Origin of the sequence: Caulobacter sp. BP25 (assembly GCF_002737755.1) — a bacterium.
In the GTDB taxonomy this organism is placed as follows: Bacteria; Pseudomonadota; Alphaproteobacteria; order Caulobacterales; family Caulobacteraceae; genus Caulobacter.
Genome location: NZ_PEGH01000018.1, coordinates 271,186 through 295,093, shown reverse-complemented (window position 1 = coordinate 295,093; position 23,908 = coordinate 271,186). Strand labels below are relative to the sequence as shown.

At 66.6% G+C, this 23,908-nt stretch carries 18 protein-coding genes and 1 tRNA gene; 7 read left to right on the top strand and 12 right to left on the bottom strand.

Translation table 11 applies throughout. The features are described 5' to 3' along the window. Positions 1-27: 27 nt before the first annotated feature. From CSW59_RS15220 to CSW59_RS15190, 7 genes are all read right to left on the bottom strand, one after another. Positions 28-1,524, bottom strand: coding sequence for a phosphomannomutase/phosphoglucomutase (locus CSW59_RS15220; RefSeq protein ID WP_099444835.1), 1,497 nt, complete (start codon positions 1,522-1,524; stop codon positions 28-30). Positions 1,525-1,866: 342 nt separating this feature from the next. Next, on the bottom strand, positions 1,867-2,073 hold the full coding sequence (locus CSW59_RS15215) for a hypothetical protein (RefSeq protein WP_099444834.1): 207 nt from the start codon (positions 2,071-2,073) through the stop codon (positions 1,867-1,869). Beyond that, positions 2,070-3,632, bottom strand: coding sequence for a carboxylesterase/lipase family protein (locus CSW59_RS15210; protein ID WP_099444833.1), 1,563 nt, complete (start codon positions 3,630-3,632; stop codon positions 2,070-2,072). Before CSW59_RS15210 ends, CSW59_RS15215 begins: the two co-directional genes overlap by 4 nt. A gap of 13 nt (positions 3,633-3,645) precedes the next feature. Then, positions 3,646-5,844, bottom strand: a complete 2,199-nt coding sequence (locus tag CSW59_RS15205; RefSeq protein WP_099444832.1) for a beta-glucosidase — start codon at positions 5,842-5,844, stop codon at positions 3,646-3,648. A 12-nt stretch (positions 5,845-5,856) separates the two neighbouring features. Further along, positions 5,857-7,827, bottom strand: a complete 1,971-nt coding sequence (locus tag CSW59_RS15200; RefSeq protein WP_236632236.1) for a glycoside hydrolase family 3 protein — start codon at positions 7,825-7,827, stop codon at positions 5,857-5,859. Positions 7,828-7,902: 75 nt separating this feature from the next. After that, positions 7,903-10,092 (bottom strand): TonB-dependent receptor, encoded by a 2,190-nt coding sequence (locus CSW59_RS15195; protein ID WP_099444830.1) that lies wholly within the window; start codon positions 10,090-10,092, stop codon positions 7,903-7,905. A gap of 354 nt (positions 10,093-10,446) precedes the next feature. Next, positions 10,447-11,493: a LacI family DNA-binding transcriptional regulator gene (locus CSW59_RS15190; RefSeq protein ID WP_099444829.1), complete on the bottom strand. Its 1,047-nt coding sequence runs from the start codon at positions 11,491-11,493 to the stop codon at positions 10,447-10,449. Between the two features lie 169 nt (positions 11,494-11,662). Here CSW59_RS15190 and CSW59_RS15185 point away from each other — a divergent pair. From CSW59_RS15185 to CSW59_RS15170, 5 genes are all read left to right on the top strand, one after another. After that, a tRNA-Cys gene (locus CSW59_RS15185) sits at positions 11,663-11,736 on the top strand. A gap of 321 nt (positions 11,737-12,057) precedes the next feature. Beyond that, the gene (locus CSW59_RS21450) at positions 12,058-13,233 is read left to right on the top strand and encodes a TonB-dependent receptor (protein ID WP_236632235.1); all 1,176 of its coding nucleotides are present in this window, start codon (positions 12,058-12,060) and stop codon (positions 13,231-13,233) included. A gap of 104 nt (positions 13,234-13,337) precedes the next feature. After that, positions 13,338-14,291, top strand: coding sequence for a TonB-dependent receptor (locus CSW59_RS21445; RefSeq protein ID WP_236632234.1), 954 nt, complete (start codon positions 13,338-13,340; stop codon positions 14,289-14,291). A 91-nt stretch (positions 14,292-14,382) separates the two neighbouring features. After that, positions 14,383-14,946, top strand: a complete 564-nt coding sequence (locus CSW59_RS15175; protein WP_099444828.1) for a hypothetical protein — start codon at positions 14,383-14,385, stop codon at positions 14,944-14,946. Continuing rightward, positions 14,946-16,457, top strand: coding sequence for a PepSY domain-containing protein (locus tag CSW59_RS15170; protein WP_099444827.1), 1,512 nt, complete (start codon positions 14,946-14,948; stop codon positions 16,455-16,457). The genes CSW59_RS15175 and CSW59_RS15170 overlap by 1 nt, the downstream gene beginning before the upstream one ends. A 173-nt stretch (positions 16,458-16,630) precedes the next feature. On the opposite strand, the gene CSW59_RS15165 is transcribed toward CSW59_RS15170, so the two are convergent. Both CSW59_RS15165 and CSW59_RS15160 read right to left on the bottom strand, forming a co-directional pair. Further along, positions 16,631-17,077, bottom strand: coding sequence for a MarR family winged helix-turn-helix transcriptional regulator (locus tag CSW59_RS15165; RefSeq protein WP_236632233.1), 447 nt, complete (start codon positions 17,075-17,077; stop codon positions 16,631-16,633). A 211-nt stretch (positions 17,078-17,288) separates the two neighbouring features. After that, on the bottom strand, positions 17,289-18,023 hold the full coding sequence (locus tag CSW59_RS15160; RefSeq protein ID WP_099444825.1) for a GntR family transcriptional regulator: 735 nt from the start codon (positions 18,021-18,023) through the stop codon (positions 17,289-17,291). A 175-nt stretch (positions 18,024-18,198) separates the two neighbouring features. Between CSW59_RS15160 and CSW59_RS15155 the strand changes: the two genes are divergently transcribed. Both CSW59_RS15155 and CSW59_RS15150 read left to right on the top strand, forming a co-directional pair. Next, the gene (locus CSW59_RS15155) at positions 18,199-19,266 is read left to right on the top strand and encodes an aromatic ring-hydroxylating dioxygenase subunit alpha (protein WP_099444824.1); all 1,068 of its coding nucleotides are present in this window, start codon (positions 18,199-18,201) and stop codon (positions 19,264-19,266) included. Then, complete coding sequence (locus CSW59_RS15150) at positions 19,263-20,213, top strand: PDR/VanB family oxidoreductase (protein ID WP_099444823.1); 951 nt, start codon at positions 19,263-19,265, stop codon at positions 20,211-20,213. The genes CSW59_RS15155 and CSW59_RS15150 overlap by 4 nt, the downstream gene beginning before the upstream one ends. A gap of 26 nt (positions 20,214-20,239) precedes the next feature. Here the strand turns inward: CSW59_RS15150 and CSW59_RS15145 are convergent, their stop codons facing one another. From CSW59_RS15145 to CSW59_RS15135, 3 genes are all read right to left on the bottom strand, one after another. Then, positions 20,240-21,094, bottom strand: a complete 855-nt coding sequence (locus tag CSW59_RS15145; RefSeq protein ID WP_099444822.1) for an alpha/beta fold hydrolase — start codon at positions 21,092-21,094, stop codon at positions 20,240-20,242. Between the two features lie 61 nt (positions 21,095-21,155). Continuing rightward, entirely contained in the window at positions 21,156-22,256 is a 1,101-nt protein-coding gene (locus CSW59_RS15140) for an NAD(P)-dependent alcohol dehydrogenase (protein ID WP_099444821.1), read from the bottom strand. A 77-nt stretch (positions 22,257-22,333) separates the two neighbouring features. Next, on the bottom strand, positions 22,334-23,797 hold the full coding sequence (locus tag CSW59_RS15135) for a benzaldehyde dehydrogenase (protein ID WP_099445266.1): 1,464 nt from the start codon (positions 23,795-23,797) through the stop codon (positions 22,334-22,336). Positions 23,798-23,908: the final 111 nt, after the last annotated feature.

The following is a 23,908-nucleotide window of genomic DNA, read 5'->3' as shown; positions in this document are numbered from 1 at the left end:
ACCGGCGCCCAGCGAGCCAGCCTACCGTCAGATTTCCTGGTTATACTTGCCGACGCGGTCGCCCAGGCGCGGCTTGACCTCCTGGCGGAAGAGGGCGCGCATGTCGTCCTCGGACTGGGTGCTCTCGACCACCACCACGACCTCGGGCTTGTTGGACGAGGCACGGACCAGGACCCAGGAGCCGTCCTCCAGGTGGACGCGCACGCCGTTAACCGTGATCACCTCGGTGATCTTGCGGCCCAGGATCGAGCCGCCGGCGGCGAACAGGTCCTCGTATTCCTTCACCACGTCGGCCACGACGCCGTACTTCACCTCGTCGCCGCAGTGCGGGCTCATGGTCAGCGAGGTGAAGGCCACCGGCAGGGCCTTCTTCAGGTCGCTGAGCTTCTTGCCGGGGTTGCGGTCCAGCATGGCCAGGACCGCGGCGGCGGCGGTCAGGCCGCAGTCGTAGCCGTAGCCCAGCTCGCCGTTCATGAAGAAGTGGCCGCTCTTCTCGAAGCCGGCCAGGGCGCCCAGCTCGGCGCTCTTGCGCTTGATGTAGCTGTGGCCGGTCTTCCAGTAGATCACCTGGCAGCCGTGCGCCTTCAGGATCTCGTCGGTCGCGTAGAGGCCGGTGGACTTGACGTCGACCACGAAGGTCGCGCCAGGATGCAGCGGGGCGAGATCCCGGGCCAGCATCAGGCCGATCTTGTCGGCGAAGATTTCCTCGCCCTCGTCGTCCACGACGCCGCAGCGGTCGCCGTCGCCGTCGAAGCCGAACGCCAGGTCCGCCTTATGCTCACGCACCGCGTGAGCCATCGCGTGCAGCATCTCGGCGTCTTCGGGATTGGGGTTGTACTTGGGGAAATTGAAGTCGAGATCGGTGTCCATCGGCACGACCTGCGCCACGCCCATCTTTTGCAAGGCCTCGACCACGAAGGCGCCGGCCGTGCCGTTGCCGCACGCGGCGATGACTTTCAGCGGGCGGCTGATGCTGGCGCGCTTGGCGACGTCGTCGATATAGCGCTGGGCCTGCCCCTGCACGCGGATCAGCTTGCCGCCGTCGCGCTCGACGAACTTGGCGTTCAGGACGATGTCCTTCAGGCGGCTCATTTCATCCGGGCCGAAGGTCAGGGGCTTCTGGGCGCCCATCTTCACGCCGGTCCAGCCGTTCTCGTTGTGGCTGGCGGTGACCATGGCCACGCAGGGGATGTCGAGGTCGAACTGGGCGAAATAGGCGGTCGGCGACAGCGCCAGGCCGATGTCGTGCACTTCACAGCCGGCGCTGATCAGACCCAGGATCAGGGCGTTCTTGATCGACGACGAGTACGAACGGAAGTCGTGGCCGACCACGATCTTCGATTGGCCCAGCTCGTGGATGTAGGTGCCGAGGCCCAGCCCAAGGGCCTGCACGCCCAAAAGGTTGATCTCCGGCCCAAACAGCCAGCGCGCGTCATACTCGCGAAACCCCGTCGCCTTGACCAGTGGCTCGTTTTCATAAGCGGCGGTGTTCGGAACAAGATCGGCGCGCGGCGTGGAGAACATACAGGAGCTCGCTATAGTCGTGATGTCGTGGCTTTAGCCGCCCAGATCGCGAGCGACTAGCGCGATCGCATGACAAGGTTCGGAAAATCTGGATGTGACCTAGATCACGCCGGCGGGCGACGGGTGATGATCACGTTGGGCTTGCACGCGCATCGGTCAATGCGAGCAAGGCTGGGGCCCGCTACATGGGCGCCGGCTCCGGGCCATAGCGGCGCTGCGCCTTGAAACGCCCCCCCCACGCGTTGAAGCATGATGCGGTCGCCTAGGACTTCATGCAGCTGCGGCGCGAGGATCCTGAGTGCTGGGGCTGACACGGCTGGGCTTCAAGCCCACAGGCGCGGGTCAAGTTTTCGCGGGAGAGGCGGACCGGGCCATCGAACGCTTCAACAGCCGCTCGTAGGTGGACTGACGGATCGGCCGCCGATCGCGCAGGCGGACCCACGTGGTCTCGCTGATACCCAGGGTCTCCTGAAGATGCGCCTTGGTGAGCGCCGGGAGCAGGTCGCGCAGACGGCGCACCTGCTCGGCATCGACAACGATCATCGTCATGGCGTGGTCGCCTCCACGAGATCAAGACGCGCCTTCAGCGGATCGGCCTGGCTCTTTGGGCCCTGCGCCGAGAAGTCGAGAAGCTGATCGGAAGCCGCCTCGTAGCGAGGCCAGGCGGGAAGGCCCGGAGCGACAGGCGCGCCGCTCTTGGCGAAGCCGATCCAATAGGCGTGAGCCGCCTGGGCCGCCGCCGCGTCGGCCGCTGTCAGCGCCGCGCCGTAGCGAGCGTCGACGGTGTCGAACACGAACGGAATCTCGGTGGCATGCGGCGCGCCCCACCACTGTCCCTTCATGCTCTCAGCGACATAGGAGAAGCGGAACTGATAGACCGGCGCGCCCTGGCCCGACATCACCCGCGCCACGGCGCGGGCGGGCTCGATGAACATGCGGTCGCCCGCAGCCGCCCAGCCATAGACCTTGATGTCGCCGTCGCCCTTGGGATCGTATAGCGCCTCGGCCTCGGCTCGGCGCGGGCCGAACGGCGCGAAGACCTGGTCGCGGCTCCCGCCGAAGAAGAAGCCGTCTGCGCTGGTCGCCCCGACCATCACCGGCATCTTCGTCCAGGCGCCAGCCTTGTAGGCCTGCAGCGGCTCGCGGGTCATGATCTTGCCGTCCAGCATCGGCCCACCGCCCCAGGTCGGGGTGTTGGACGTCGCCATGTTGAGGCCGTCGACCACGGTCTCGGCCGGCAAGGCGCGAAGAGCCTCCAGCGCCGTCGCGTCGCTCCCCGAAACACCCGCCTTGGCCGCGAAGGCCAAGCCCGAAGCCTCAGCCGAGCGCTGCCCCGCCGGGGCGGTCAGCGGCAGGGTCGGCAAGAGGCGCGGGCGACCGCCGCCAGACTGGATAATGGCCTTGTGGAACAGCCCCTTGGCCTGGGGCGCGGTCAGCAGGGCGTGGACGGACATCCCGCCTGCCGACTCGCCGAAGACGGTGACGTTATTCGGGTCGCCACCGAACGCGGCGATGTTGTCGCGCACCCACGTCAGGGCGGTGATCTGGTCCATCAGGCCGTAGTTGCCCAGCATCCCGCCATCGGCCCCCGCCGCCGTCAGGGCCGGATGGGCGAAGAAGCCGAAACGGCCGACACGGTAGTTGAAGCTAACTAGCACCACCCCGTCGCGGGCGAAGCGGTCGCCGCTATAGACGGCTGGGGAGCTGCCGCCGTTGACGAAGCCGCCGCCATAGATCCAGACCATCACCGGCCGCTTGACCTTGTCCCTGAGCGCCGCCTCGGGCGTCCAGACATTGGCGTACAGACAATCCTCGGCCGGCGTCACGCCCAGCGGCGCGGCGTCGCCCGGGAACGGCTTTTGCATGCAGTCCGGGCCATAGGCCCTGGCGTCGCGAGGCGTGGTCCAGGCCTTGAGCGGCTGGGGCGCGCGCCAGCGCAACGGGCCGATCGGCGGCGCCGCGAACGGAACGCCCTTGAAGGCGGCGACGCCCGAAGACGCTTCCCCGACAACGGGACCGGAGGTGGTGGTCGCGGTGGGATCGGCCGCCAGGGCCTGCCCCGCGCAGAGCATGGCCAGGATCGCGGCGGCGATGGTGCGGATGGTCATCGGAATCCTCCCCTTACGGCTTTAGCGTCCGCGCCTTGACCCTGGCCGCGCCCCTCAAGGCGAGGTCGGCCGAGGAGGCCCCCACGGCGACCTGATAGTCGCCGCCCGTCAAGCTCCAGCGATTGGCCTTGGCATCGAAGCGGGCCAGCACGCGCGGATCGGCGGTGAGCGTGACGCGACGCGTCTCGCCCGGCGCCAGGGCGACCTTGTCGAAGCCGATCAGCCGCTGAAGCGACTTACCCGCCGCGCCGGTCAGATAGACCTGAGGCGCGTCCTTGCCGGCCCGCTGGCCGACATTGGCGACGTCGAAGCTTACGGTCAGGGTCTCGCCGCCAGTCACCTTCAGGTTCGAATAGGCGAACTTGGTGTAGGACAGGCCATAGCCGAACGGGAACAGCGGCTTCTGGCCAGTGGCGGCGAAGCGGCGGTAGCCCACGTCCGCGCCTTCGGAATAGACCACGTCGAACTTGGTCTTCTCCGGAACGGTCAGGCCCGGCATTTCGGCGCGCGGATACTGGTCGATCGAGGCCGGGAAGGTCACGGGCAGACGCCCCGACGGATTGACCGCCCCCAGCAGCACGTCGGTGATCGCCTCTCCGCCCTTCGCGCCCGCGTACCAGGCCTCGACGACCGCGCCGGCCTGGTCGAGCCAGGGCATCGACACCGGACCGCCGGTCTGCAGGACGACGATCGCGTTCGGATTGGCGGCGGTCACGGCGGCGATCAGAGCGTCCTGGCCGTCGGGCAGCGACAGGTCGGGCGCATCCTCGCCCTCGCCCATCCACTGATTGCCGAAAATCACTACAACGTCGGCGGCCTTGGCCGCAGCCACGGCCGAAGCGACATAACGGCCATCGTCGAAGGTCACCTTGGCCTCGGGCAGCGCCTTGCGCAGCGCCGCCAGCGGCGAAGAGCCATTGAAGTACTGGCTGCGGAACGGGCCCATCATGCCCTCGCCCCCCAAAGGCACGACGCGCTTGGCGCCGCCCGGAGGTACGACCTGGGACGAACCACCACCCGACAAAACGCCGGCGTCGACGTGACCGCCGATCACGGCAATCGTCTTGGCGCTCTTGGCCAGCGGCAGCAGACCATCGCGGTTCTTGAGCAAAACGATCCCTTCGGCGGCGGCGGCCTGGGCGATCGCGGCGCCGGCCTCGTAGTCCACCGCGCCGCCCGGCTCGACCGGCTTGTCGAACAGACCGGCGGCGAACATCGAGCGCAGGATGCGGCGCGTGGCGTCAGAGATGCGGGCGGCCGGAACCTCGCCCTTTTCGACAGCGGCCTTCAGCGGCTCGCCGAACCAGACCTTGGCGTCGAGCTGCTCGCCCGACTGCTGATCCAGGCCCTTGACGATATAGTCGGTGGCATGGACCGCGCCCCAGTCGGACATCACCCAGCCCTTGTAGCCCCAGTCGCGCTTGAGCACGGTGTTCAGCAGGTGGTCGTTTCCACAGCTATAGTCGCCGTTGACTAGGTTGTAGGCGCACATCACCGAGCCGGGCTGGCCCTTCTCGATAGCGATCTGGAAGGCCAAGAGATCGCTTTCGCGGTGGGCGGCCTCGTCGATGACGGAATTGGCGAAATGGCGCTTGGTCTCCTGACCGTTCAGGGAGAAGTGCTTGACCGTCGAGACGATCCCCTGGTCCTGGACGCCCTTGATGGCCGCGCCGGCCAGATTGCCCGCCAGCCACGGATCCTCGCCGAGGTACTCGAAATTGCGGCCATTGCGCGGATCGCGCGCCAGATTGACCCCACCGGCTAGCTGGACGTTGAAGCCCTTGGCCCGCGCCTCGCGACCAACGACCGCGCCGCCTTCATAGGCCAGCGTGGCGTTGAAGGTCGCCGCCAGCGACAGGCCCGACGGCAGCGCCGTGGCCCCGTCGCCCGGACGCACGCCCAGCGGGTTGGTTACGCCAAGGCTGGCGTCGCTCTCGTTCATCGCGGGCACGCCCAGACGCAGGATGCCGGGAATGTAGCCCGCCGAGCCGATCGCGCCCTCGGGCTTCTTGATACCGAAGATCGGCATCGACATCGGCCCGTGCAGCAGGCCGATGCGCTCGTCGAGGGTCATCTCCTTTTCCAGCAACGCCGCGCGCTCGTCCGGCGACAGCTTGGCGTTCATCCAGGGCCGCGCGGGCGCCTGGGCCTGGGCGGCGGAAGCGATGGCAAGCACCGCGACGCTGGCGGCGGCGATCAGGGAGCGGTTCATGGGCGGTCGTCCTTAGTAGGTCAGGCCGAAATGGATCTGGTACAGAGGGGCCTTGGAGTCGTGCGGCGCGTCTTCGGCCTGGGCCTCAACGGCGGCCATGGACGAGGGCAGCTCGAACGGCAGCTTGCCGCGCGGTGGGGCCGCGCCCATCAGCGCATCCAGGAACGCCTCGTCGCTGGACCCGAAGTCGCCGATCAGCGCGGCGGCCTTGTCGCGCACGTTGGTCAAGATCGCTGGCCGATCCAGGTAAACCGAAACGATGGTCGGGACCTTGGTCGAGGCGGTCTTGATCGCCTCGTAGTCCGCCGCGCCATCCTTGAACGACAGATCGCCCTCGTGCTGGAAGCTGCCGAACATGAAGTTCGGGTGAAGGGTCTCAAACGGCGTCGCGGTGCGGATGATCGCGAGCTCGGCCTGGGCCAGATTGTCGACCGGGACCAGACCTTGGGCGCGGGCCGCGTCGGCCGACACGCCCTTGAGCCAGACCTTTTTGCCGCCAGCCTTCAGCGGCAGAAGGCCATTCTTGTTTTCCAGCAGCGTCAGCGCCGCGCTTTGCGCCGCGCGCCCTTGGGCGACAAAAGGCTTGGAGCCGACCACCGCCGCCGCAGCCGAGGGGTCGACATAGGGATTTTCAAACAGACCCTGCTCGAACTTGATCGCCAGGATGCGCCGCGCCGCATCGTCGATACGGGCCTCAGGGATCTTACCGGCCTTCACCGCCGCCACCAGCTCGGCCGTGTCCTCCACGCCACCGAACTGGTCGAGGCCCGCGTTCACGCCCTTGGCGTAACGGTCGACCTTGGGCAGGTCCTCGACGCCCCAGGCAGTCGAGAAGCCCGCGAAGCTCGGCTTTTGGCCCGCCGGGAAGCCGTTGCGGCAGGTCTCTCCGCAGTCGTTGGTGATCGCCCAGTCGGAGACGACGATCCCCTTGAAGCCATGCTTGCCGCGCAGCTGCTCGGTCAGCAGCTGCTTGGAGAAGCCGGCGCCCACCTGCTCCAGCGGCTGGCCGTTCAGGGAGAGATCCTTGAGGATCGCGTAGGTCGGCATCACGCCGACGACACCAGCGGCGAAGGCCTGGTCGAACGGCTTGACGTGAAGCTCGAACTGGCCGGCGGGGAAGACGGCGTAGCGGCCATAGCTATTGTGGCCGTCGAACCCTTTAACCGAGGCGCCATAGCCGACCCAGTGCTTGACCACCGCCGAGACGCCGTTCGGCGCCAGGTTAGTGTCGCCGCCTTGGAACCCTTGGATGTAGGCCTTGACCATGCGGCCGGCGAGATCGGGATCCTCGCCGAACGTGCCGCTGATCCGTGACCAGCGCGGCTCGGTGGCGAGGTCGGCCATCGGCGACAGCGCCTGATGGATGCCGACGGCGCGATACTCCTGGCGGGCGATATCGCCAAAGCGGCGCGCGAGCTTCTCATCGCCGATCGCCGCGAGTCCCGTCGCCTCGGGCCATTGCGAGAAGCCGCCGGCGGCGACGCTAGCGCCGTCCACGAACTGGAAGTGGTGGCGCGGATCGGTGCTGATCGTGACCGGCACGCCCAGGCGGCCCTGCTCGGCGATGGCCTGGACGGCGTTGTTCTGCTCAGCCAGCCAGGCCGGATCGCCCGAAAGACGGGTGATGAAGGTCGTGACGTGGCGCTCAAGGATCAGGGGTTTGAGCTTGTCGAGGTCGTAGCCCTTGCCGCGCCCTGGGACCATGCCGCCCAAGGCCGGCAAGGTGCCGTGCATCATCTCGCCGGCCTTCTCCTCGAGCGTCATACGGGCGACGAGATCGGCGGCGCGTTGGTTGGGCGACCGACGCCAGTCCTCGAACGGCGAGAGCTGACCGTCGCGATCGAGGTCGCGGAAACGCAGGCCCTCGGCCGTGATGATCTTGCCGTCGCGAACGCCGAGGTCAGGCTGGGCGGCGGCCAGGGCCCCCGAGCCGGTCGCGGCCAGGATGGCGGTCGAGATCAGGAGACGTCGAAGGGCGGGCACATTGAACTCCATGCGCGAAACAGAAAAGCGCCCTCGGCGCGCAGGAGACGCCGAGGGCTTAGGGTCATTGGGAAGCTAGAAATTGACCCCCAGGCGCAGGCCGTAGGTGCGCGGCGGGGCGTAGAACTCGCCGTTGCCGTTGGTGGCCACGCCCGTCGTCGAGTTGGGCGACGAGGCGGTGCGCACGTCGTCGTCCTCGAGATTGCGGACATAGCCCTGCAGGTTCCACCGATCGTCGGCGCTGGTGTAGGTCAGGCTGAGGTCGGTCTTGGTGAAGCTGCCCTGCTTATTCTGGGCGAAGCCGTGATACTCGAGGTTCTTTCCGCTCTCGTAGTGCGACTGGACGCGCCCCACGAGCGTGGCGCCCGAGGCCATGTCCCAGGTGTGCTGATAGCCCAGGTTGATGCTCCAGGTCGGCGTTCGCGCCATGCGGCAGCCCGAGAAGTCCGTCGAGCGCGGAGCTGCTGCGCTGTAATTGGCCTTGAAGCAGCCAGCGAGACTGGCGTTGGCGCTGTTGTTGGAAAAAGAGTCGCCCAGCGGCAGCACGAAGTCAGTGTAGCGCGCGTGCAGCCAGCCCAGCGTGGCGTCGATGCGATCGTTTTCGGTGACGACCAGATTGCTTTCGAACTCAACGCCGTAGACCCGAGCCTTATCAGCGTTAAGCGTCACCGTGGCCTGCTGGCCGGCGATGATCCCCACGGCCGACACCTGGAAGTCGCGGTAGTCGTAGAGGAAGCCGGTGGCGTTGAACTGCAGGCGGTTGTCGAAGAAGCGGTTCTTCACGCCTGCTTCGTATGAGGTGATCTTCTCGGGCGCGTAGACGTTGTTCTCGACGCCGTCGTAATAGCCGCCAGCTTTATAGCCCGTGGCCACATTGGCGTAGAGCATGCTGGTGCTGGTCAGGTCGAAGTCGGCGCCCAGCTTCCAGTTGGTGGCGTCCCATTTGGCGTCGGCCAGGTTCTTGATGACCGTGCTGGTGATGGCGCCCGCCGAGTTGGTCAGGAAGGTGCCGCCGTCGCGTCCCTTGCGGTCCTCAGTATAGCGTAGGCCGCCGGTCACCCGGAACCGGTCCGTCACCTCGTAGGTGCCCTGGCCGAACGCGGCGATCGACTTGGCGGTGACTTCCGGCTGGATGAAGGACAGGTACGAGTTCGTCGCCAGGAAGACGCGGAAGTCGACGTTGTTATCCTCGGTGAAGCGATAGAGACCGACCACCCACTTCAGCTTGCCGGTGTCGCCGCCCAGGCGCAGTTCATGCGACCAGGTATAGTCCTTGCCCTTGAAGTAGTTGGGCGCGCCGGTGCTGGCGTTCTCGCCGCTGCGGTCGAGACGCGAGAAGTTGTAGCCGGTCAGGTAGGTCAGGGTGGCGAAGCTCAGATCAAGGTCCGCCTGGGCGTGGGCGCCGAAGAACTTGTTGTTGCGATAGAGGTTGGTGGCGCAGTTGCAGGTCCACGGATCGTTGGTCGCGAGGGCCGTGCCATAGGTCGCATCGCCGCCGCCGGCCCCGCCCTGGTGCAGGTAGTCCGCGCCGGCCTTCAGCGAGAAGGTGTCGCTGGGTTTCCACAGCAGCTGGATGCGCGCGGACTTGTCGTCCTGATCGTAGCGGTCGTTACCGCCGGTGCCGGGGCCCTTGTTTAGCGCCTTCACGTAGCCGTCATGGCGCGCGGTCTGGAAGGCGGCGCGAACGGCGACGGTGTCGCTGACCGGCACATTGACCATGCCTGATGTGGTGATTGCGCCGTAGTTGCCGACGTCCACCGAGCCCGAACCCTCGTAGTCGAACTTGGGCTGTTTGGTGATGACGTTGATCGCGCCCGCCGTGGCGTTGCGACCGTAGAGCGTGCCCTGCGGGCCTCGCAGCACCTCGACCCGATCGACATCGTAGAATAGCGCGCCGACCGAGGTGGAGCGGGCGATATAGATGCCGTCCATGTGGTAGGCGACCGCCGGATCGCCGACCTCGGTGGTGTTGGTGCTGCCGATGCCGCGCAGGAAGACCACCGCCGCGCCTGCGCCGCTGGAGCTGATCTGCAGCGCCGGGACCTGGGTCGACAGGTCGACGACCGTCTTGATGCCCTGCGATTCCAGCTTGTCGCCCGTCACCGCCGACACGGTAAGCGGGGCCTTCTGCAGGTTTTCACTGCGGCGCTGAGCGGTCACGACCACTTCGTCGAGCTTCACGGCGCCGGCGTCCTGGGCCATCGCCGCGGGCGCGTGGAAGCTCACGACCGCCAAGGCGGCCGATGCGAACAGGAGACTACGCATCTCTTTCCCTTTGTCCTGCCTGGACTCGGAGCGCGCCGACGCGAACGTCGTGACGCCACGATCCCCAGCGGCGCCATCGGCGCCTGTTTGCGTTTCCTTGGGCCCCTTGTTCCGAGGCCTTTTTCCCGACGCGGTCATCTTCCGAAGATGGATTAAGACAACGTTGTCTTAGTCAGACAGCACAACTACGACAACGTTGTCTATGACCCATTTTCTTGACACCGCTGTCGGGAAATTGCGTACAGGAGACGGAACTCGCCTGCCTAACCGCAGCTCTGGCGAAGCTTCGTTCTCTGCTTTCGCAGAAGAGTCAAAAATCGGTCTCCAAGGGCGCGATCCGCAGCCAAAAGCGTCCTAGGCGGACGGCGGCGCGGCCGAATCCCTCTGGACCAGCCGATAGCCTAGCTTGCGCGCCGTGACCCTCGCGCGGAAACGCTCATCGCCGAATCCGTCGATCAGCATTTCGACGGCGGCTTCCGCCATTTCCGCCGTGGGCTGGTGGACGGTGGTCAAGCGCGGCCAAGCCGCCTCGGCGGCGGGCGTGTCATCGAAGCCGACCACGGAAAGGTCACGCGGGACGGACAGCCCGTTCTTGGCCGCGGCGGCCAAGGCGCCCACGGCCATCTCGTCATTGGCCGCGAAGATCGCCGTAGGCCGCTCTTTCAACCGCAGCAGGGCTTCGGTCGCGTTGAAGCCCGACAGGCTGAGAAACTCGCCCTTGGCGATCCATTCGGGCCGGGGCTCGACGCCGCGATCCCGCATGGCCTCGAGATACCCCTGGCGACGGCGCTCCGCCGAGCCATGGTCGGCGGGCCCATCGATGAAGGCGATCCGCCGGTGACCCATGTTCCAGAGGCGAAGGGTCTGCTCACGCGCCGCCCTGCGATCGTCCATGAAGACGTAGGGCGATCGTTCGAACTCACGGTGCGGCGCGATACGGACATAGGGCAGCCCCGCAGCCTCGACCGCCGCCAGGACCTCGGGGTCGTCGCACGTGGGCGGGGTCAGCACCACGCCGTCGAACCGGGCGTCGCGCAGCCCTTCGGCGAAGCCCTGGACGCCGCCCACGGCCTCGGGCGGCCGCACCTGCTCGACGCCCAGATGATAGCCGGCGCGGCGGCACGCGCGCATCGCTCCCACCTGCACCTCGCCGACATAGTGATAGGCGCCCACGCGCATGAAGATGGCGCCGATCAGATAGCTGCGGCGGCTGGATAGCGAGCGAGCGGAAACATTCGGACGATAGCACAGGCGATCGACCAGCGCCTGAACACGCGCCCGCGTCTCTTCGCCGACGCCTTCCTCGCGATTGATGACGCGAGAAACCGTCTTGATCGACACGCCGGCCTCGCGGGCGATATCGACGATGGTGACCTTCCCGCCCCGCTCATCCTGCTGCATGTCACCACCCGTAGCGAAAATGAAAGATCCGCGCGAGGTTTTGAAGCATTCGCGATCAGCGACGCCCGGGAATGGACGCGATCCGCTCGGCATTTTCGAAGTTGCAGCGCAGCGGGCGCTCCTGTATCGAACGCCCTCCCCCGCCGACGTTTCGCGTCGACACCCGGATGGCCCGGTGGCGGAGTGGTGACGCAGCGGACTGCAAATCCGTGCACGCCGGTTCGATTCCGGCCCGGGCCTCCACCACTTTTCAAGCCCTTAGCTCCGTTGGCTATCGACCAGTTTGCAGGTCGATTTGCAAAATTCGGTGCTGGTTCGCCCCCGCGCAAGTCGCGCGCTGATCCGCTTGGCGGTGAGCTGCTCCACGAAAGGCTGACGCCAAGCCAGGCAGTAGGGGCGCCTGGGATCATGGCGTTCGCCGGCGCGAGCACCCGTCCGACCATCAGACATTCGGCTTTGGCTGCGGCCGAGCCCTGAAGCGGTTTCACGTGAACATGCTAATGCGTTTGACTCGCAATATTATCTAGAGTAGCGCCCTCCGCCATGTCTCGCCTGGGGGTTTTCATGCGTCGTTATCTGCTGACCGCTTGCTCTTTTGCGATCCTGAGCCTGGCCCATGCCGCCTGGGCCGGAGAGGTCGGCTCCCCCACGACGCCGAGCGACGATCAGTCCACCGCCGTGGACGCCGTCTTAGTCACCGGGGAGAAGACATCGCGCTCCCTCCAACAGACCGTCACCAGCGTCGCCGTGACCACCGCCGCCCGCATCGAGCGCGAGAACATCCAGACCTTCTATGACGTGGTCGCCCGCACGGCGAATATGAGCGAGACCTATGGCAAGACCGGCTTCACGATCCGGGGCGTCAGCAACATGAACGTCTCGGGCGGCGGGACCGGCGGCCTGGCGACGGTCTATGTCGACGGCGCCGCCCTGCCGATCGAGGCGGTTTATGGCGGTCCGCTCGACATGTGGGACATTGGCCAGGTCGAGGTGCTGCGCGGTCCGCAGTCGACGCTGCAGGGCCGCAACTCGCTGGCCGGCGCGGTCGTGATCGCATCGGCAAACCCCACCTACACGCCCCAGTTCCGGGCGCGCGTGAATCTGGCCAGCGGCGACGAGCGCACCTACGCGATCGCCGGCGGCGGCCCGATCGTCGCCGACCAGCTGGCCTTCCGCGCCTCGGTCGAGAAGAAGGACAGCGACGGCTTCGTCTACAATCCGACGCTGAAACGCGACACCGACGCCCTGGACAGCCTGACCGTCCGGGGCAAGCTGCTGTTCACCCCGACCGCCCTGCCGGGCCTGAAGGCAATGCTGACATACGCCCACAGCGACCGGGACGCGGGCTATCAGTTCACCTATTCGCGGATCGACACGCCCGAATACTACAAGCACCGCGTGGACCTGTCGGGCGATCCGAACCGCACCAACACCAAGACCGACGTCCTGACCGCAGACATCGTCTACAAGCTCAACGACGCCCTCACCCTGAACGCGATCGCCTCACTGAACACGGTCAATACCCGAGCCGTCTATGACCTCGACTTCACCTCGGTCAGGACCTCGTACGGCGCGCGCCGCCAGGACACCGACACCGCCTCGCAGGAGCTGCGCCTCAATTACGACGGCGAACGCCTGAAGGGTCTGATCGGCCTCTTTCACGCCAAGCGCGACGCCCAGGACCTGACGACAAGCCAGGTCAATGTCGCCTCCCGCGCACGACCCTGGTCAGCACCCTGACCTCGACTCTGCTGGCGAGCATCCCCAGCCCGACCGCCGCCCAGCAGGCCGCCGCCGCAGCTCAGGCCAACGCCTTCGCCAATCTCTATATCGCGGCCTTGCCGGTGATCCCGGTGGACTATTCGGGCGATCAGCCCTCGGTGATCGACACCAGCGCCATCTTCGCTGACGCCAGCTTCGCCCTGACCGAAAAGCTGAGCCTGCTGGGCGGCTTCCGCTACGATCACGAAAAGAACACCAGCAGCAGCAGCCAGGTCGCGCGGTTCACGGGGACCTATCCTACCGCCTCGTCCTTCGGCGCCTACGCCCCGTACGTGACCCTGGTGAACGCCTTCGTCGGCAACATGGTGGCCCAGGCGAGCTCCACGGCGCCGGAGGACACCCGCAAGTTCAACGCCTTCTTGCCCAAGGTCGGCGTCAAGTACGACTGGACGCGCGACATCAACACCAGCCTCGTCGCGCAGCGCGGCTACCGCTCCGGCGGCTCGACGGTGAACATCGCCCGCTCGACCGTCGCGGCCTACGACCCCGAATACACCTGGAACTACGAGGCCTCGCTGCGCACCGCCTGGCTGGACGGGACCCTGACGGTCAACGCCAACGCCTTCTATGTCGACTGGAAGGACCAGCAGGTGACGGTGAACCTTGGCCTCAACAGCTACGACTACGAGGTCCGCAACGCGGGCAAGTCGCACCTCTACGGCTTCGAACTGGAGGTCGCCCAGCGCGTCAACCAGGCCCTGTCCTGGTACGCCTCGCTGGGCCGCACCAAGACCAAGTTCGACGATTTCACGATTACATCGGGCGTCGACACCCGCAATCTGGCGGGATCGGAGTTCCCCTACGCCCCGCACTGGACGGTGGCGATGGGCGCTGACTATCGCTGGGCCAACGGCCTGATCGCCCACCTGGACGGAAACTACCGGTCCCGCAGCTACTCGTCGGCGGCCTGCAGCAGGCCCAGGACGACGTCGTTAAGGAACGCGTCGTGTTCAACGGCCGCTTTGGCTACGAGCGCGCCCATTGGGGCGCCTACATCTACGGCAAGAACCTATTGAACGCGACCTACGCCCAATACACCCGCGCCGACGTGGGCGTGGCGATGCTGAGCGAGCCCCGCATCCTGGGCCTGACCCTGGAGACCCGCTGGTGAGCGCGTTCTGGGCTCTGGCCCTAGCGCCCCTGCCGCTGGCCGGCGCGGTTCTGCTGAAGCGCGCCTGGGATGGCCCTGGCCCGCAACGTCCCTGGCTGATCCTGGGCGGCTGGAGCCTGCTGATCCTGGCGATCGCCGCCTCCGTTCCGCTGATGGGGCCTGTGCGCGGCCCCTCCGCCATCCTGGCGGTGGGCTCGACCGCGGTCCTCGTTTTCGTCGCGGCCGGGGTCGAGCGCCGCAACGCCCGCAAGAAGGCCGTGCGGGAGCTGGCGCCCGAACCCTCTGATCGCCGACGTGTCGCCTGGCGCGGCTGGCTGCGCGGGTTTCTGGCCGGTCCGTTGGCTGGCGTGGCGGCCTTGGGCTGCGGCCTGGCGGTGGCGATCTGCGCGCCGGGCCAGATCCAGAGTCGGATGGTCATCGGCGGACTGATCGTCCCCTTCCTGTGGGCCGGCGGCATGGCCTGGACCCTTTCGGACGACAAAATCCTGCGGGCCTTCGCGGTCCTAGCCGGCGTCGCGACCCTGACCCTGGGCGCGGCTTTCCTAAAGGGGGCGCTATAGTGGACGCTTCGCCAGACAAGACCACGCCCGCAAAGACCAAGGCCGCAGGCAAGCCGATCTGGCCGAAGATCCCGGCCGATTTCGTACGCGCCATGCTGGCAGGCCATTCAGCACTGGGCCTGGCTTTCGCGGCCTTGATCTATCTCGTCTGCTTCTCGGGATCGGTCGCGGTGTTCACCCAGGAGTTCGGCCGCTGGGAGCAACCCCAGGGGCCCGTCTTGCACGCGGTTTCGCCCCAAGCGGTGGACGCCGCCGTCCAGGCTACCCTCACCAAGATCACCAAGCCGCACGACCTGCTTGTGCGCCTGCCAACGCCCGACCACCCTCGCCTGACCGTCCATGGCGATGATGCGGACGGCGGCGAGCATACCTATGTCGCCGATCAGGCCGGGCGGCTGGTCGGCGAGGCGCGGACCCCGTGGACCGAATTCCAGGCCGAGCTCCACACGGTGCTTCACCTGCCGCGCGCCTGGGGCGGGTTCGTGGTCGGCCTGACGGGCGTGGCGCTGCTGTCGTCGCTGATCTCGGGCGTGCTGTCGCATCCCCGGGTCTTCAAGGACGCCTTCGCCTTTCGCTGGGGCGGCTCCAAGCGTCTGCAGGAGGCGGACCTGCACAATCGAGTTTCGGTCTGGGGCCTGCCGTTCCATCTCGCCGTTTCGCTAACCGGCGCCTTCCTGGGCCTGACGACCATCATCGTCGGCGTCCTGGCCCTGGCGACGTTCAAGGGCGACACGGCCAAGGCCTATGCGCTGTTCCGCGGGCCAACCGTCGCCGACGACCCGCGCCCGGCCGCCAAGATCATCAACGTCGGCGCGGCCCTCGACGCCATCGCCGCCCGCTATCCCGACGCCCGCCCAACCTACCTCTATGTCGAGCATCCGGGCGAGCGCGGCCAGCACGCCATCATCAATGTCGCCACAGAGGGACGTCTGTCGCGCGGCGAGACCGTCGTGGTCGACGGCGAAGGGCGAATTCTGGGCGAGGTCGGCTACGAAAGCGGCTCATTGGGCTTCCGCGTGCTCTCGGCCATGACCCCTTTGCATTTCGGCTGGTTCGGCGGTTGGCCGGTAAAGATCGCCTACTTCCTGCTGGGCCTTGGTCTCACCGCCGTCACCGCCAGCGGAGTCGCCATTTGGCTGGCTCGTCGCCGGGACAAGGGAAGGCCAGCGCCTCGCTGGGAACGACTCTGGGTCGCTTTCGCGTGGAGCCAGCCGCTCGCCTATGCCTTCTCGGCCTTGGTCAGCCTGCTATCGTCCACCCCGGCCCCCGTCGTGGTCTGGGGCTTAGCCACCCTGGCCGCTTGCGCCTCGGCCGCCTTTGGGACGCCGGCTGGCGTCTCAAAAGCGCTCCGCCAGATCACCGCCGGCCTCCTCGCCCTGGTTTGCGTGGCGCACGGGGTGTTGCAAGCTAGCGCGATGGCCGATCCGATCGGCTGGGGCATCGACGCTGCATTGCTTGCGACGGCTCTGCTGCTGACGCTAACGACGCTGCCAAAACGCTCGCCCTCTTAAACTACGACACTGACATCAATAACGTAGGCGGCGCTCTAAGAGATGTTTCAGGGTCAAGGCGCAGGAGAAACAGGCCATCGGCGAGCCCGACGCATGGACGGCCTGCTTCCTGCTAGTCTCAGTGCTAAACGATAGCCTTCCGCTGAAACTCAAGTCTTGGGCATGTACGGATATCAGCCCTCCGCTGCGGAGTCAGATCGGATCTTGCTCAACAAGCGACTAAGCTGCGCCTTCTCGTCCGCTGACAGGGAGGCGAACGCGGCGCGATCATGCTCCAATGTCTCTTGTTCGATCCGCGCGCGCAGCGTTTCTCCAGCGGCGGTCAGGTGTAGGGCGTTGGCGCGACGGTCGCGGCCGGGACGCCGCTCGATAGCGCCCAGCGTCTCTAGCTCATTGACTGCTTTTACTGTGCTCGCTCGATTGATGCCGAGCGCGCGGCCTAAGGACATCTGATCACAGCCAGGGTTAAGCGCGATGTAGACGACCGCCGTGGCGCGCGCTGGCGTAACGCCAAACGGCGCCAGGCGCATGCTCAGTCCCGCCATGGCCCGCACATCGGCATAATGCAGCGTCAGTCCCAAACGTTCGCCCAGAACGCCGAAAGCGGCGATGTCCTCCATGGCCATCAAGCTCCGATTTGTATGCTAGGAAAACTATATGCCGATCGCATCTAGAGCGGTTCTCTCACGACGGCTAGAGCCCTTTGCGATTTGATCGCAGCAAGCCGAAAGGGATAAAATGGCCTCTAGTTCAAACGGTTAGATCATATTCAACCACGCTGCTGTTTCGCGTCCGCCGAAAAGGACGACAAGCCGTCGCCCCGGCGCAAGATCAGTCCGCCCGGATAGTCCGGGCCAGCCCAACCGGGATGTTCGCCTCGGCGGCCGCCTCAAAGACCTTGGCGTTCCGGATTGCGGCCAGGGCGTGATCCCGCATGATCCGCTCCGCCGTCACGACATCGCCCCGCTCCATGGCGTCGAACACCGACTGGTGCTGACGGTGGGCGGCCAGCAAGTGGTCATACTCGGCGTCAAGATCCGTTAGATCCAGCGCCAAGGCCCCCGCGCCCGCGAACGGTTCGAAATTGTTGCGCGCCAAAGCCGTCTCGATCGCGCTGTTTCCCGCGCCCGCCACCAGAGCGTCGTGGAAAGCCAGATTGTAGGCGGCGTAGCGATCCATGTCCTCGGCGACCAGTCGGCCGGCGGCGAACAGCGCCTCGCCCTGCTCCAAAAGCGCGCTCAGCCGGGCGCGAAGCTCAGGCGGCATGCCGCGTTCGGCCAAGCGTCGCGCCGCGAAGCCCTCTAGAACGCCACGCACCTCAATGGCGTCCCGAATCCGGGCGCTGGACATGCTACGCGCCGCGTAGCCGCGCGCGCCCAGGCGCTCGACCAGCCCCTCCTGCTCCAGCGCCCGCAAAGCCGTGCGCACCGGCATGCGCGAAACGCCCAGCGCGGCGGCGGTCGATATCTCGGCGATGCGCTCTCCGCCCTTGATCTCGCCCGAGGCGATCATCTTGCGCAGCGCCACGATCACGCGTTGGCCGGGCTTGATACGCTTGCTGTCCATAGTCGCAACCCTAGCCGCCCCGCCCCGACATTCACAACCCACGAGCCAGCGTCATTGGATCCACTTGCCGAGCAACAAGGAAAATCGGCGCATTATTGGATCCAATGATTGACGGATCTGCATTTCCGATCTGATATTGGATCCAATAATAAGGCCGGAAACACGAGGAAACGACATGCGCTCCGAGATAGCCGCCGCGTGGCCGCGCGACGCCTGGTACGTGGCCTGCACGCCCCAGGAAATCACCGAGAAGCCTCTGGGGCGTCGTATCTGCGGCGAGCCCATGGTCTTCCACCGCGGTAAGGAGGGACGCGTCGTCGCCCTTGAGGACTTCTGCCCCCATCGCGGCGCGCCTCTGTCGCTGGGCTTCGTGCGCGACGGCGAACTGGTGTGCGGCTATCACGGCCTGACCATGGGCTGCGAAGGCCGCGCCACGGCGATGCCGGGCCAACGCGTCGCCGCCTTCCCCGCGATCCGCGCCTTTCCGGTGCTAGAGCGTCATGGCTTCATCTGGGTCTGGCCCGGCGATCCCGCCCAGGCCGACCCGGCTAAGCTGCACCCGCTGTTCTGGGCCGACAGCCCCGACTGGGCCTATGGCGGCGGCCTCTATCACATCGCCTGCGACTATCGGCTCATGGTCGACAACCTGATGGACCTGACGCACGAGACTTATGTCCACGCCAGCAGCATCGGCCAGAAAGAGATCGACGAGGCGCCGGTAACCACCCGCCTTGAGGGCGACGAGGTTGTGACCAGTCGCTTCATGGAGGGCATCCATGCCCCGCCCTTCTGGCGAATGGCCCTGCGCGGCGCGGGCCTGCCCGAGGACGCCCTGGTCGATCGCTGGCAGATCTGTCGCTTCTCCCTGCCCAGCCACGTGATGATCGAGGTGGGCGTGGCCCTGGCCGGCCACGGCGGCTATCACGCCCCAACAGACAAGAAGGTCTCCAGCGTGGTGGTCGACTTCATCACCCCCGAGACCGAGACCTCGCACTGGTACTTCTGGGGCATGGCGCGCAGCTTCGCCGTGTCGGACTCCGCCCTGACCGACACCATTCGCGAGGGCCAGGGCAAGATCTTCTCCGAGGATCTGGAGATGCTCGAGCGCCAGCAGAAGAACCTGCTGGCCTATCCCGACCGCAAGCTGTTGAAGCTGAACATCGACGCCGGCGGCGTGCGCTCGCGCATGGCCATCGACAAGGCGATCGCCGCCGAGACCGCCTCAGTGGCGCAAGCGGGATGATCAAGGTTCGGGTGGCGTCCCGCGCCCAGGCTGCGGAAGGTATCGTGCGGCTGGATCTGGTTTGCGCCGAGGGGCGCGATCTGCCGCCCTTCGAGGCGGGCGCGCACATAGACCTGTTCCTAGCGAACGGCCTGACGCGGCAGTACTCCCTGTGCAGCGACCCCGCAGAACGCGGCTTCTATCGGATCGCCGTGCTGCGCGAGCCCGCTTCGCGCGGCGGCTCGGCCCATGTCCACGAGGCGCTGACCGAAGGCGCGACGCTGGAAATCAGCCCACCGCGCAACCTGTTCGCGCTGGACGAGACGGCGGAGGAGCATGTTCTGTTCGCGGGCGGGGTCGGGGTGACCCCTATCCTGGCCATGGCCAAGCGCCTAACGACCCTGGGCCACCCTTTCGCCCTGCACTATTGCGCGCGCGACCGGTCTCGCGCCGCGTTCCTGGACGAGCTCGCGGCCGCGCCCTTCGCGAGCGCGGTGCGGTTGTCGTTCGACGCTGAGGCGCAAACTCGCCTGGACCTCGACGCGGCGTTGGCCCTGCCAGCGCCTGGACGCCGCCTCTATGTCTGCGGCCCGGGTGGTTTCATGGCGCACGTGATCGACGGCGCTCTGGCGCGCGGCTGGTCACCGGACCAGATCCGCAAGGAACATTTCGCCGCCGCGCCCGCGCCGGAAGGCCAGGATCGGCCGTTCGAACTGCTGATCGCCAGCACTGGCCAGATCGTGACAGTCGCAGCCGACCAGACCGCCGCGCAGGCGCTTGAGGCCGCGGGTGTCTTCGTCCCCGTCTCTTGCGAGCAAGGGGTCTGCGGCACGTGCCTGACTGGCGTGATCGACGGCGAGCCCGACCACCGCGACGCCTTCCAGACCGACGAGGAACGCGCCGCCAATGACCAGTTCACGCCCTGCTGCTCGCGCGCCCGCTCACCGCGCCTGGTGCTGGATCTCTGAACGCCGAAAGTCCCGCGCGATATCGGTTATTGAGAAACCTCGAGGCCCCCATCGACCTTTCGCGCGAAGGCCAGGAGTTCCTCATTGAACCTCTCGGGGATCTCGATCTGGGGGGTATGCCCGCAGTCTTCGATCAGCTTTACCTCGGCGCGCGGGTTCAGCCCCGCGCAATCGATCGACTGTTGAACGGGAAGAACGACATCCTGCCTTCCATGGATGAACAGGATCGGACAGGTCGTCGCCGCTAAAAGCGCGCGGCTCCGCGCCCAATAGCGCTTGCGAACGCCTCCGATCCACAATGTCAGGCGCATGGTGGCCAGCAGTGTTCGCGACGCACCATCCTTATGAACGTTGCGCCAAATGACCCGACGCAGCGCTACGGTCGCCGACGCGGGGTCGTGGAACAGCGCCGCGATCTGCTGTTCGACCGACAATTTCCCAGGCTTGTTCATGAGCTCGCCCAGCAGAGGCAGCGCCATCAAGCGGAACGGAAGAAAGACCTCGGGGCCCATCATCGCCGGCGAGGCCAGCACCAAGCCCGCAATGCGATCTGGCGCCAGTCCGGCCATGCGTAGAGCGATCGCGCCTCCCAAGGAATTGCCGACCGCCACCACGCGCTCCAATCCCAGCGTGTTCATGACGTCGAGCGCGAACGTCGCATAGCGATCGGGATCATGGGGTAGGCCGTCCCCGTCCGACAGACCATGACCCGGATAGTCCCACGCGATGAGCCTCAAGCTCTCGCCCAGTGCTCCGAACTGGTTGGACCAGAACTCCAGAGATCCGCCGATCCCGGAGAGAAGAAACATAGGGATGCCCTCACCTCCGCTATCGACATAGCGGATCCGGACGCCGCCGATGGTGATCCAGTTCTCAATCATAGGGGCCCCTCGGGGACACGCTGGGAACGTAACGGGCTTAGCTCCTGAGCCGCCGGGCCCATCAGGCCATCCGCACCACCGGCTTGATCACCCGACCAGCCTCGCCATCCGCCACCGCCTGATTGATGTCCGACAGCGGATAGAACTGGATCAGGCGATCGAACGGGAAGCGGCCGGCCTGGTGCAGGGCGATCAACTCTGGGATGAACACGTCGGGATCGGCGTCGCCCTCGACCACGCCGCGCACGACCTTGCCGCCGCTCATCACCGACACCGCGTCCAGCGGCAACTCGTCGCCCATCTTGGACGCGCCGACCAAGCCGCAGACACCGCGCGCGCCCAGGCAGTCGACGGCCTGACGCATGACCTTCAGATTGGCCGTCGTGTCGATCGAGAAATGCGCGCCCGTGCCGGTGATCGCTTGGATCTTCTCGACGACACCACCTTCGGCGCCGTTCAGGGCATGATCGGCGCCCAGCTCCAGAGCCAGGGCCAGACGCTCGGGGTTGATGTCGACCGCAATGATCGGGCCAGCGCCGATCGCCTTGGCCGCCAGCACCGCCGAAAGCCCGACAGCGCCGGCGCCGAACACGACGAGCGAGCGTCCAGCCGGAACCTTCAGCGCGTTCATCACCGCGCCGGCTCCCGTCATTACCCCGCAGCCCAACGGCCCCAGCCGCTCAAGCGGCGCGGTCTTGTCGACCTTGACCGCGTTGCGTTCGTGACAAAGCGCGTGGGTCGCGAACGAGGACTGGCCGAAGATGTTGGCGTGAATGACCTCTTCGCCCTTCGACAGCCCGGACGAGCCGTCCTCCCGCGCGCCCATGAAGTTGCGCGGGAAGAACTCGTAGCAATAGGTCGGCGCATGATCCGAACAGGATGGACAATGGCCGCAGGAGTTGAAGGTCATGACCACATGGTCGCCGACGGCCACCTTGGTCACGCCCGCCCCGATACGCTCGACGACGCCCGCACCCTCGTGGCCCAGGACCACGGGCTGCGGGGTTGGAAGGTGCTGATCGCGCATCACCATGTCGGTGTGACAGACCCCCGTCGCCACCACCCGAACCAGGATTTCCCCCGCTCGCGGCGAGTCGATCTCCAGGGTCTCCAAACTGAACGGCCCGGTCGGCGCGCGGGTGACGGCGGCGGTGATCTGCATGCGCAAGCGCTCCTAGAGCATCTTCCGACGCCGTGGATAAAGGCCCGTCGTCGGAAGATGCGTCAAAACAAAAGGCTCTAGAAAGGATAGGCCGTGGCGGCGACCTTGACGGTCTCCCACCGCCACGTCGTGAACTCGTCCAGATTGGCCGGCCCGCTGATGCGGGTGCCGTTACCGGAGGCCTTCATCCCGCCGAAAGGCGCATGCGGTCCGGCGTCGAGTGTCGCGTCGTTGATGTGCAAATGACCAACCTCCAGCGCCTTACCCAATTCCATGCCGCGCCCCACGGAACCGGTAATGATCCCGGCGGCCAGACCGTACTCGCCAAGGTTGGCCAGATGCGCCGCCTCATCCAGATCATCGAAGACGGTGATCGCCGCGACCGGACCGAAGATCTCTTCATCGAAAGCCCGCATGCCGGGCGTGACCCCGGTCAGTACGGTCGGGGCGTAGCAAAGTCCTTGATACGTCCCTCCCGCAGCCAGATGCGCGCCGGCCGCTACGGTGTCGGACACAATAGCTTGAACGCGTTCAAACTGCCCGCGGCTGATGAGCGGCCCCAACGCGACGTTGCCGCTCATGGGGTCTCCCGCTGGCAAATGCGCCGCCTTGGCCACCAATCGCTCGACCACCGCGTCGTGGATCCCACGCTGAACCAGCAGCCGCCCCGCGGTCATGCAGATTTGGCCCTGGTGCAGCCAGGCGCCCCATGCCGCGTTCGAGGCCGCGACATCCGGATCGGCGTCATCGAGGATGATCAGCGGGTTCTTGCCACCTAGTTCCAGCGACACCTTCTTCAGGTGAGCGCCCGCCACCTCGCCAACCTTACGGCCAGCGCCGGTCGAGCCCGTGAAGGCGATCATGGCGATGTTGGGATCTCGGCACAGGGCGTCGCCGGCTTCGGCGTCGCCGGGCAGGACATGCAGAAGCCCCTCCGGCAGGCCAGCGGCTTCGAAGACGCGAGCAATCAGGAAGCCGCCGCTGATCGGGGTGCGCGGATCAGGCTTGAGCACCACCGCATTGCCGGCCGCCAGGGCGGGCGCGACCGCGCGGATCGACAGGACCAGAGGAAAGTTGAACGGTGAAATCACCGCCACCACGCCCAAGGGCACGCGACGGGCGATGCTGGTCTTGCCCGGGGCAGCGGGCAAGACCAGCCCGGCGGCCTCGGTCGCCATCACGCCGGCCTGCCGCACGAAACCGGCGGCATGCTCAAGCTCGACGGCGGCCTTTCCGCCCACCGAGCCGCTCTCGCGCATGATCCAGGGCGCGAGGTCGGCGGTGTGCTGTTCCAACAGGTCGGCGGCGCGCAGCAGCACCTTCTGCCGCGCGTCGGCGGTCAGGGCGGCCCAGGCCGGTTGAGCCGCCCTGGCCGAGGCGGCGGCGCGGGCGACGTCCGAGCGGTCGGCCCGACCCACGCAGGTCAGAACCGTCTCGGTCGCCGGCTCCAGCACCTCGATCACGCCGCCCTGGGCTACGCGCCAGCCGTCGGAGAATAGCCGTTCGGCCCACTGATCGGCCGACAGCAGCGGCGCTTCGATCGCCACGGTGGGACGTTGGCTCATGTCGTTCATCGCGATCTCACGCTCCTCAATCAACAGGCCCCGAAGGGCGAAATGGGGCGGGCGGCGGACGCCTCGCCCCGCCTTTGG